This window comes from Pseudomonas mohnii (assembly GCF_900105115.1).
Taxonomy (GTDB): domain Bacteria; phylum Pseudomonadota; class Gammaproteobacteria; order Pseudomonadales; family Pseudomonadaceae; genus Aquipseudomonas; species Aquipseudomonas mohnii.
The window spans coordinates 2,176,524-2,187,039 of the sequence record NZ_FNRV01000001.1 but is presented as its reverse complement, the minus strand read 5'-3'; the positions used below and the strand labels follow the sequence as shown (position 1 = coordinate 2,187,039).

At 59.0% G+C, this 10,516-nt stretch carries 10 protein-coding genes and 1 pseudogene; 4 read left to right on the top strand and 7 right to left on the bottom strand.

Annotated elements, in window-relative coordinates:
- Positions 1-42: 42 nt before the first annotated feature.
- A complete protein-coding gene (gene sbcB / locus BLV61_RS10250; protein ID WP_090464660.1) occupies positions 43-1,473 on the top strand; it encodes an exodeoxyribonuclease I in 1,431 nt (476 codons plus the stop codon).
- 98 nt (positions 1,474-1,571) lie between these two features.
- Here the strand turns inward: sbcB and mvaT are convergent, their stop codons facing one another.
- Positions 1,572-1,949, bottom strand: coding sequence for a histone-like nucleoid-structuring protein MvaT (gene mvaT / locus BLV61_RS10245; RefSeq protein ID WP_007933316.1), 378 nt, complete (start codon positions 1,947-1,949; stop codon positions 1,572-1,574).
- A gap of 338 nt (positions 1,950-2,287) precedes the next feature.
- Here mvaT and purU point away from each other — a divergent pair, with 338 nt between their 5' ends.
- The gene (purU, locus tag BLV61_RS10240; RefSeq protein WP_020797876.1) at positions 2,288-3,136 is read left to right on the top strand and encodes a formyltetrahydrofolate deformylase; all 849 of its coding nucleotides are present in this window, start codon (positions 2,288-2,290) and stop codon (positions 3,134-3,136) included.
- Positions 3,137-3,225: 89 nt separating this feature from the next.
- A complete protein-coding gene (locus tag BLV61_RS31295; RefSeq protein WP_167361790.1) occupies positions 3,226-3,402 on the top strand; it encodes a hypothetical protein in 177 nt (58 codons plus the stop codon).
- On the opposite strand, the gene gpgF is transcribed toward BLV61_RS31295, so the two are convergent.
- The 5 genes and pseudogenes from gpgF to BLV61_RS32030 form a co-directional block, all read right to left on the bottom strand.
- Positions 3,389-4,384, bottom strand: a complete 996-nt coding sequence (gene gpgF / locus BLV61_RS10235; protein WP_047532538.1) for a glucosaminyl phosphatidylglycerol flippase — start codon at positions 4,382-4,384, stop codon at positions 3,389-3,391. The genes BLV61_RS31295 and gpgF overlap by 14 nt on opposite strands.
- Positions 4,381-5,157 carry an N-acetylglucosaminyl phosphatidylglycerol deacetylase gene (gene gpgD / locus BLV61_RS10230; protein WP_090464656.1) on the bottom strand — a complete coding sequence of 259 codons (777 nt, stop codon included), beginning with the start codon at positions 5,155-5,157 and terminating at the stop codon, positions 4,381-4,383. The genes gpgF and gpgD overlap by 4 nt, the downstream gene beginning before the upstream one ends.
- The gene (gene gpgS, locus BLV61_RS10225; protein WP_090464653.1) at positions 5,150-6,271 is read right to left on the bottom strand and encodes an N-acetylglucosaminyl phosphatidylglycerol synthase; all 1,122 of its coding nucleotides are present in this window, start codon (positions 6,269-6,271) and stop codon (positions 5,150-5,152) included. Before gpgS ends, gpgD begins: the two co-directional genes overlap by 8 nt.
- A 138-nt stretch (positions 6,272-6,409) precedes the next feature.
- The gene (locus BLV61_RS32035; protein ID WP_425272118.1) at positions 6,410-7,174 is read right to left on the bottom strand and encodes a methyl-accepting chemotaxis protein; all 765 of its coding nucleotides are present in this window, start codon (positions 7,172-7,174) and stop codon (positions 6,410-6,412) included.
- A 93-nt stretch (positions 7,175-7,267) separates the two neighbouring features.
- Positions 7,268-8,299, bottom strand: a pseudogene (locus BLV61_RS32030) (HAMP domain-containing protein); the annotation flags it as partial.
- Between the two features lie 188 nt (positions 8,300-8,487).
- Here BLV61_RS32030 and BLV61_RS10215 point away from each other — a divergent pair.
- Positions 8,488-9,969 (top strand): helicase HerA-like domain-containing protein, encoded by a 1,482-nt coding sequence (locus tag BLV61_RS10215; RefSeq protein ID WP_090469847.1) that lies wholly within the window; start codon positions 8,488-8,490, stop codon positions 9,967-9,969.
- Between the two features lie 56 nt (positions 9,970-10,025).
- Here the strand turns inward: BLV61_RS10215 and BLV61_RS10210 are convergent, their stop codons facing one another.
- Positions 10,026-10,481 carry a DUF721 domain-containing protein gene (locus BLV61_RS10210; protein WP_047532534.1) on the bottom strand — a complete coding sequence of 152 codons (456 nt, stop codon included), beginning with the start codon at positions 10,479-10,481 and terminating at the stop codon, positions 10,026-10,028.
- Positions 10,482-10,516 lie beyond the last annotated feature (35 nt).

Here is a 10,516-nt window from a genome sequence, read left to right as displayed (position 1 = left end):
TGAACGCCTAGACTTCGCCGATCTTCAGTTCAGGAATAGCCCGTGACCTCCATCTTCTGGTACGACTATGAAACGACGGGCATCAACCCCCGTTGCGATCGCCCACTGCAAATGGCGGGACTGCGTACCGACTTCGATCTCAATGAAATAGACGAGCCGGTCAATCTCTATTGTCAGCCCAGTGACGACATCCTGCCGCATCCGGCGGCCTGCGCGATCACCGGCATAACCCCGGGTCAATTGGCCGAGCATGGCCTGAGTGAAGCTGACTTCATGACCCGGGTGCATGCCCAACTCGCGGCGCCCGGTACTTGCGGTGCGGGTTACAACACCTTGCGTTTCGACGACGAAATGACTCGATACAGCCTCTATCGCAACTTTTTCGACCCGTACGCGCGGGAGTGGCAGGGGGGTAACAGTCGCTGGGATCTGATCGATGTGGTGCGCGCGGCCTATGCCTTGCGCCCCGATGGCATCGTCTGGCCGATCGATGAAGAAGGCCGGGTGACGCTCAAGCTCGAACGTTTGACCGCCGCCAATGGCATCGACCATGGCAACGCCCACGAAGCGCTGTCGGACGTTCGCGCCACCATCGCGCTGGCGCGGCTGATCCGGGAAAAGCAACCGAAGCTGTACGACTGGCTGTTTAATCTGCGCAGTAAGCAAAAGGTGTTGGATCAGATTCGATTGCTGCAGCCGATGGTGCATGTCTCCGGGCGCTTTTCCGCGGCGCGCAATTACGTCGGTGTGGTGTTGCCCCTGGCCTGGCACCCGCGTAACAAGAACGCCTTGATCGTCTGTGATCTGCAGCTGGATCCTCAGGGTCTGCTCGACCTGGACGCCGAGACATTGCGACAGCGGTTGTATACCCGTCGCGAAGATCTGGCCGAAGGTGAGTTGCCGGTTCCACTCAAGCTCATTCACATCAATAAATGCCCGGTGGTGGCGCCGATGTCGGTACTTCGCCCGGAAGATCAGCAGCGGCTGGGGCTGGATATGGCGCTTTATCAGCAGCGTGCGCTGCGGCTAAACGATGCGCAAAAAGTTTGGCAGGATAAAGTTTCGGCGATATACGCCCGCGAGGATTTCTCCGCGAGTCAGGACCCGGAACAACAGTTATACGACGGTTTTATCGGTGATCGCGATCGACGCCTGTGCGAACAAGTGCGAATGGCCGATCCGGCACAATTAGCGCAAGCGCAATGGCCGTTCGATGATGAGCGTTTGCCGGAATTATTGTTTCGATATCGCGCACGTAACTTTCCCGATACGTTGAATTTCGACGAGCAAGAACGCTGGCGATTATTCTGTCAGAAACGTTTGTCAGTGCCTGAGTGGGGCGCGCCCAATACCCTGGAAAGTTTCGTACAGACCGCAGCCCAACTGAATGTTACTGCGACACCGTTTCAAAAATCGGTGCTGAATGAATGGCAAGAATATGTCCAGGGGTTGCGTAAACGTTTGAGTCTTTGAAAACGAAAATCCCCGAAGCCTGAACTCCGGGCATAAAAAAACGCCAGCGTATGCTGGCGTTCTTTTTTCGCAGTTCATTTCGCGACAAGCACCGCGGCTTAGCCCAGCAGGGTAGCCCAGCCTTCGACCACGTCACCGCCCCACTTGGCTTTCCACTCTTTCAGAGTCTTGTGGTTGCCACCTTTGGTTTCGATGACTTCGCCGTTGTGCGGGTTTTTGTATTGTTTAACTTTGCGAGCACGCTTGGTGCCGGTAGTTTTTACTGCGCCGCCGCGTGGCGCTTTGGTTTTGGATTCTGGATCCAGCAACGCGATGATGTCGCGCAGGGACTTGGAGTATTCGCCCATCAGGGTGCGCAGTTTGCCTTCGAATTCCAGCTCGGTTTGCAGTTTGTCGTCTTGGGACAGGTTCTTCAAACGGGCTTGCAGCTCTTTGATAGCTTCTTCGGTGGCACGATATTCGTTGATCAGGGACATGATGACTACCTTATGCAGGTCATAGGATGGCAGGGAACAGTGCCGCAATAATAGTCAGGGTGTTTCATCAAGTAAACATTAAAGGGCGTTTTATTTAATTTAGTAGCGATGAAATTCGCCGCACAATGGAGGTGCGGTTAAATAGTGCGATACACCGGCGCGGATATTCACAATTGTATGCTTGTAGATGTTTAACTACGCTGCTGTTACCGCCGGTTGCCGACGGCGGCAACGGTCCTGTCGCTGACGCTCGGGCAAGGTGCTGCGTCATCAATACTGCAGTTTTGCTGCGCAATCGTTAGAATGCCCGCCTTTGCGAAGTTCTGGAGTTTCCCCTCATGCGCACTTTTCGGCTGGTGATTTCTTGCCCGGACCGCGTCGGCATCGTTGCCAAAGTCAGTAATTTTCTGGCGTCCCATAATGGCTGGATCACTGAAGCGAGTCATCACTCGGACAATCTCAGTGGCTGGTTCTTCATGCGTCACGAAATTCGTGCCGACTCGCTGCCTTTCGGTATCGAAGCCTTGCGCGAAGCCTTTGCGCCGATTGCCGAAGAATTCTCGATGGACTGGCGCATCACCGATACCGAGCAGAAGAAGCGCGTGGTCCTGATGGCCAGCCGCGAGTCCCATTGCCTGGCTGATTTGCTGCATCGCTGGCACAGCGACGAACTGGACTGTGAAATCGCCTGTGTGATTTCCAACCACGACGACCTGCGCAGCATGGTCGAATGGCACGGCATTCCTTACTACCACGTGCCGGTCAATCCACAGGACAAGGAGCCGGCGTTCGCCGAAGTCTCGCGCCTGGTCAAACAGCACGATGCCGAAGTGGTCGTACTGGCCCGCTACATGCAGATCCTGCCGCCGGAACTGTGCCGCGAATATGCGCACAAGGTCATCAACATTCACCACAGCTTCCTGCCATCGTTCGTCGGTGCCAAGCCTTACCACCAGGCTTCCCTGCGTGGTGTGAAACTGATCGGTGCGACTTGCCACTATGTGACCGAAGAGCTGGACGCCGGGCCGATCATCGAGCAGGACGTGGTGCGCGTCAGCCACAGCGACAGCATCGAAGACATGGTGCGTTTCGGTCGTGACGTCGAGAAAATGGTGCTGGCCCGCGGTCTGCGTTATCACCTGGAAGACCGGGTGCTGGTGCACGGCAATAAAACCGTGGTGTTCTGACCGTCGCCACACGACACGGTTGAAATTCGGAGGGCCTGGGCGTTCAATCGCTTCAGGCCCTCCGCCGTTTCTACACTGAGGATATGTCTATGGCCGATCCACTGGATAAAGCCACTTCCAGGGCACCCGCCACGCTGGGGGAAGGCTGTTTGAGTCGTTATGACCCGGATGACATGAGCCCGGAGGACGGCACGGAGTTTCCCGGCGCGGCCCAATTGTGGGAGCAATTGCAGGAGCCGCCCGAAAAACCGCCTAAGCCTGCTTGAAGTTCATCAGCTTCTTGAGCAAGGGTCGGCCAAGCATCAATAGAAATACCGGGCCACCCACCACCAGATAGAAGTAGTAAGTCACCGCCCGCCAGATCAGGATCGCCGCTGCTGCCGTGGATTTCCCCACCATGGGCGCCAACAGCGCCGCCGACGTCAATTCCGCCGCCCCCGCGCCCCCCGGCAACAGACTGAATTGCCCTGCACTCAATGACAGCATCTGGATCAGAAAACTCCAGGCCCACTGCAAGTCCGCGCCGAGCCCGCGCAGTGCCAGGTACAACACGCTGTAACGCAAGACCCAATGCAGGCAGGTCAGGGCAAACACCGTGATCAATGTCTGAAAGGGCAGCTTCAGGGTGTCGGTAAAGGCTGCAAGGAAATGCAGCAGCTTGCGGGCCCAGCGAACCCGGGTGCTGGCTTTGACATTGAGACGAGCCAGCAAACGGCCGGTCAGGCGAATCAGCCCGCGATGATAGCGAGCCACGACGATGCAACTGATCAATCCGCCGAACATCGAGATCGCGCTGACGGTCAGCAACCATTCCATGCGCTGGCTCAAGTGCTGGAACAGGGCATAAATCAGAATCCCGCTCAGCGCGCAGAGAAAGAACAGCAAGTCACTGAGCTGGTCCATGGCGAACACCGCGCTGCCTCTCGCTGGCCGCACGCCGTTGCGAGCCAGCAGCGCCATGATCGTCAGTGGCCCGCCGCTGCCGCCCGGCGTGGCGCAGTAGGCGAATTCGGCGGCCATCACCACCCCGAGGCTTTTGACCGGGCTCACCTTATCGCGTTGATCTCCCAGCAACAGGCGCAAACGCAGCGTATTAATCAGCCAGCACAACAGGATCATGCCGAACATGATCAACAATTCGCTCAACGGAAAACTCTGCAATCGCGACCAGGTCTCGCTTCCGCCCAATAGCCAAGGGATCAGCACCGCCGCGAGCAGGCCGAGGAACAGCAGAAAGCCGCGACTCATGCGGCACGACCCATGCGCTCGCAGTGTCGTGCCAGCCAGGCTGCCTTGGTCATCGGTACTCGACCCTCGGCGATCAGGCGCTTGAGGGTTTGCAGCCAGTAGCTTCGCGAGAACTCATGGCGCATGTCCACCGGGTGCAGGCCGAGTCGAATCACCGGTGCTTGTCGCCAGCGTTGTTCGCGTTGATCACTGACCAGCTTCGATATTCCCCGGCGCCAGGCACTGCGCGCACTCCAGACCAGTCCCGGGGCATCGATGACGGCAAAATCCGGCAGTCGATAGAGGTGTTGCGGGTCGCTGGTGTAACTCAGCGGCAATTGACGCAGGGCCTGGCGCGTCCCTTCGCTCATCAGCCACGCCGGAGCGACGAAGCCATGCAGTGGCCAACGGTAACGCTGAAACATTTCGATGCCGGCGTGCAGGCGGGTGAGGGCCGCTTCCCGGGTCAGGCTGTAGAACTCGCCTTCGTGGGTGTAGACGCGGCGCATGAACCAGTCTCGGGGATTGCTCATCATAGGTCCGTCGTCGCAATGGAAATAACCGTGCAACGCCAGCTCATCACCGCGAGCGAGTCTTCCGCTGAGCAGGCGACGGAATCCCGGATGGGCCTCCAGCTCATAGTGTTTGTGGAAGTTCGGCACCACCAGCCAGGTCATCGGCACGTTGCCCAATGCATCGACGGCTTCGACAAAGGGCTGATAATCGGCCCAGGTGTGTGGTGCGACGTCGTGCAGCACCAACAACAGGCTGGGCGGTGCGATGGGCTCAGCCATTGGCCACCCGCGGCCATTGGCTGCCGAGCACGGCGTGATAGTGACCGAGCAGGCTATTGACCACGGTGTCCCAAGAGTAATGTCGTTCGACATGGCGCCGCGCTTGTTGGCCAAGGGCGGCGCAGCCCTGATTGAACAGTTCGTGCACCGCATTGGCCATCGCTTGCGGATCGTTGGGCGTACAGAGCAAGCCGCATTGACGGGTGACAATTTCCTCAAAGGCCCCGGCCGCCGCGGCCACCACCGGAATTCCGCTGGCCATGGCTTCGAGGATCACCAGACCAAAGGTCTCCTGATCACCGGCATGCAGCAGCGCATCGGCACTGGCCATCAGGCGGGCGACTTGCGCGGCGGGGCAGAATTCGTCGACGACAGTGACATTATCCGGCACCGCAGCCGGCATCGAAGAGCCCACCAGCAGCAAGTGAAAGCGCCGGCCCAGGCGCTTCATGCACTCAAGCAGCACAGGCAGGTTTTTTTCTTTGGAACCGCGCCCGGCAAAGATCAGCAGATGGGTGTTTTCATCAATGCCCAGTTCGGCTCGCAGCCCCGGATCACGGGCGTCGGGGTGGAAGGTCTGCAAGTCGACGCCCAAAGGCTGCACGAAAACGTTCTTCACCCCCAGGCCTGTCAGTTTTTCAGCCATGACCCGACTGGGCGCCAGCACTCGGTCGAAATTGCCGTAGAGCTTCCTGACATAAGCCTCGATGTTGGGGGTGACCCAATTGCCCATCCGGTTGCTGATCAGCAGCGGCAGGTCCGAGTGATAAAAACCAATGACCGGCACGTCCAGTTGCCGTCGGGCATCCAGGGCGGCCCAGGCGGTGAGGTAAGGGTCGCCAACCTCGATCAGGTCCGGTTGCAAATCGTGCAGGACATTGCGCCAGGGCGCGAGACGGAGAGGGAAACGATAACCCTTGCCGAAGGGCAGGGCGGGCGCTGGAACGGTGTAAATGCCATCACGTTCGCTAAAAGAGGCGCCAGGAATCAACAAACTGTGGCGGATACCCGGCCGATTGCACAGGCGACGGTGTTTGGCATCCAGATAAGTGCGCACGCCACCGCTGGCGGGGGCGTAGAACATGGTTATGTCGGCTATGTGCACGATCAACATCCCTCCGGTCCGTTGCTCTCCCTTGGTTGACCTTAATGAAGAATAGTTGTTCGGTTGCGGATTTGTGGGCGAGGGCAGAGGTTACGGCGATGTTGTGGCGAGGGAGGTTGCTCCCTCGCCACAGGGGGGGATCAGACGCTAGATTCGGAAACTGCCAACCAGGTGCTGCAGTCGCGCCGCCTGCTGTTCCAGATCGGCACAGGCACGCAAGGTCGCTTGCAGGTTTTCCACACCTTCTTGATTGAGGGTGTTGATTTCGGTGATGTCGACGTTGATCGACTCGACCACGGCCGTCTGCTCTTCGGTCGCTGTGGCCACCGACTGGTTCATGCCGTCGATTTCGCCGATGCGCTGGGTCACGCTGCTCAGGCGTTCGCCCGCCAGGTTGGCGATTTCCACGCTGTCCTGGCTGTGGCGCTGGCTGTCGCTCATGGTACTGACGGATTCGCGCGCGCCGACTTGCAGCTCCTCGATCATGGTCTGTACCTGTTGCGCCGACTCCTGGGTGCGGTGAGCCAGGTTGCGAACTTCGTCGGCGACCACGGCAAACCCGCGTCCGGCTTCACCCGCTCGTGCGGCTTCGATGGCGGCGTTGAGGGCCAGCAGGTTGGTTTGCTGGGAGATGCTGGTGATCACTTCGAGAATCTGCCCGATGTTCACGGTTTTGCTGTTGAGCGACTCGATGTTGCTGCTGGAGGCGCTGAGCATGCTCGATAGCTGATTCATCGCGGCAATGCTGCGATCGACCACGTGCTGGCCGTCTTCGGCCAGGCTGCGGGCATCGCTGGCCTGGGTCGATGCTTGTGCGGCGTTGCGGGCGATCTCCTGGGCGGCGGCGCCGAGCTGATTGATGGCTGCCGCCACACTGTTGGTGCGTGAAGCCTGCTGGTCGGAGTTGTACATCGAGGAGTTCGAGGCCGCGACGACCCGCAACGCGACTTCGTTGACCTGCCCGCTGGCCGAACACACTTCGCGGATCGAACCGTGAATGCGCTCCACAAAACGGTTGAAAGCAGTGCCAAGGATGCCGAACTCATCGTGGCTCACAATGGTCAGGCGTTTGGTCAGGTCACCTTCGCCGTCGGCAATATCGGCCATGGCGCGAGTCATGACGTGCAACGGCTGGATCAGGATGCGGATCAGCATGCCCAACAGGGCGATGATGATCACCACGGCAATGACGGTGGCAACGACTGCCGAGGCGCGGAACTCGCTGAGCGTGGAAAAGGCTTTGTCCTTGTCCACGGATAAACCGATGTACCAGTTCACCGACGATAACCCTTTGATCGGGGTGAAGGTCATGATGCGGGTTTTGCCATCGACCTGGATTTCGCTCAGGTCGCTGCTGATGGCAGGGGTGTCCTGCGGGTAAAGATCCTTGAGTGATTTCATCACCATCGATTTGTCGGGGTGGACCAGGATCTTGCCGTCCGAGCTGACCAGAAAGGCGTAGCCCATGCCGCCGAAGTCCAGCGCGTTAAGCGTGTCGGCGATCACTTGCAAGCTCAAGTCGCCGCCGACGACACCGATGTTTTGTCCGTCCTTGATCACACTGTCGACGATGGAAATCACCAGTTGGCCAGAGGCCAGATCAATATACGGTTCAGTCAATGCAGGGCCATTCGCGCTTTGCGCACTCTTGTACCAGGGGCGAGCGCGCGGGTCATAGCCATCGGGCATCTTGCTGTCCGGACGGATCATGAAAGAACCATCCTTGTTGCCCAGATAGGCGCCCATGAACGTCGACGTCACGGCTTTTTGCACAAGCAGATTGGAAACGTTGGCGGTATCAGGGTTCAGTGCGGCGGTTTGCGACAGGTTTTCGATCAACAAGCTGCGACCGGCCAGCCAGGTCTGGATGTTGTTGGCAGTGACTCTGCCCATCTCCTGCAGATTATTGCCCAGATCCCTTCGAATGGCGTTGCGCTGTAAGTAGTCGTTGTACAGCGTGAATGAGGCGAAGGCAGTAATGACGACGAGCGCGGCGGCAAGCAGAATTTTATGGCTGAAACGCAGATTTTTGTTCATGACTTAGAGGTCCGCTAAGGTCTTAATGTACAGCGCGTGCTTTTATAAAGAGACGCAAAATGTGCAAGGTTCAAAGCAAGTGATATTTCCGCCGCTCCTTAGAGAAATGTCCTACCAGATTGTGTCTGTGTGCTTTGTAGTTATTTCTATCGGCCGTGTAGGACCAAAGATTAACCATGGGTGACCAAATGTCTGAGTCATTGCAAATCGTTATCGGCGCCGATCCCGCGGGGCAGCCGACCACCCAGGCCATGCGCCTGGCCAATCGCCACGGTTTGATCGCCGGCGCCACCGGGACAGGCAAGACCGTTACCTTGCAACGCATGGCCGAAGCCTTCAGTGACGCCGGTGTAGCGGTATTCGCCGCCGATATCAAAGGCGACCTGTGCGGTCTGGGCGCCGCCGGCAATCCCCAGGGCAAAATCGCCGAGCGGATCGCCGGCATGCCCTGGCTGAACCACAAGCCTCAGGCTTATCCGGTAACGCTGTGGGATGTCCACGGTCAGTCCGGTCATCCATTGCGCACGACCTTGAGCGAAATGGGGCCGCTGTTGTTGGGAAGCTTGCTCGAATTGACGGATAGCCAGCAGTCGGCGCTGTACGCCGCCTTCAAGGTCGCGGACCGCGAAGGCCTGTTGCTGCTGGACCTGAAAGACTTGAAGGCGCTGCTCAATCACCTCAAGGACAATCCGGCTTTGCTCGGCGACGACGCGGCGTTGATGACCACCGGGTCCAGTCAGGCGCTGTTGCGGCGCCTGGCGATCCTGGAACAGCAGGGCGCCGAAGCGCTGTTCGGCGAACCGGCGCTGCAACTCGAAGATATTCTGCAACCGGGTGCCGATGGGCGCGGACGTATTCATTTGCTCGATGCCAGTCGTCTGGTTCATGAAGCGCCGAAGGTTTATGCGACATTCCTGTTGTGGCTGTTGGCTGAATTGTTCGAGCAGTTGCCGGAGCGCGGCGATGCGGATAAACCGCTGCTGGCGCTGTTCTTCGACGAGGCACACCTGTTGTTCGCCGGTACGCCCAAGGCATTGCAGGATCGTCTGGAACAAGTGGTGCGGCTGATTCGCTCGAAAGGTGTCGGCGTGTATTTCGTCACCCAATCGCCGGGTGACCTGCCGGATGACGTACTGGCGCAGTTGGGTTTGCGCATCCAGCACGGCCTGCGCGCATTCACCGCCAAGGAGCAGAAATCCTTGCGGGCGGTGGCCGAGGGCTTCCGGCCGAACCCGGCGTTCGATGCCCTGTCGGTGCTGACCGAGCTCGGGATCGGCGAGGCGCTGGTCGGCACCTTGCAGGACAAGGGCACGCCGGAAATGGTCCAGCGGGTGCTGGTGGCACCACCGCAATCGCGGATCGGGCCGCTGAGTGAAGCCGAGCGTGCGGCATTGATTGCCAGCTCGCCATTGCAGGGGCGATATGACAAACCCATCGATCGCGAATCGGCTTATGAAGTGTTGATGGGGCGTAAAGGCCTGGCGCCTGAAGCTGTACCCGGCAAGCCGGCTCCGCAGGAGCCAAGCTTCACCGAACAGGCCGGCGAATTCCTCGGCACGGCGGCAGGGCAGGCGTTGAAGTCGGCGATGCGCCAGGCGGCGAACCAGTTGGGACGGCAACTGGTGCGCGGGTTGATGGGATCATTATTAGGCGGCAGCAAACGCCGCTGATTTGAGTCAGCGCGTAAAAACGGTGGGAGCGGTTTCGCTCCCACATTGGTTTTTTATCAACCCTTGGGCCTGGCGTGCGCCGCCAATCGTTCCAGCGCGGCCCGCAGGTTCGGGTCACTGATGCCGTCGGCTGTCGCCTGTATGGTGGCGGCGGCATCGTTGGACAAATCCATGGTATGCCCGGCGGCACCTTGCTGAACGGTAGGCGGCTGCACCTTGAACAGGATTCGCGTGAGGTTGGTGAACTCGTCGAACATCTGCAATTGCCGCTGCAGGCGCTTTTGTTGATAACGCAGTCGAGTGGCCCAATGACCGTCGGTGACAATCAGCAACAAACTGCCTTCGCGCCACGACGCTACATGACAATGCTCGCGGGCGGCCGGTTGCAGTTGGCTTTCCAGCAGCCGCTGCAGATGTCCAAGGCGTTGAGCGTGGCCGAGAATGGCCTTGAGCGGTTTGGCTTCGCGAAGCAGGACGGCGGGTGCTCTGGCCGTAAGAGGGCGAAATGCCATGATCAGACACCTGAAGTAACAGAGCCGCCATGGTA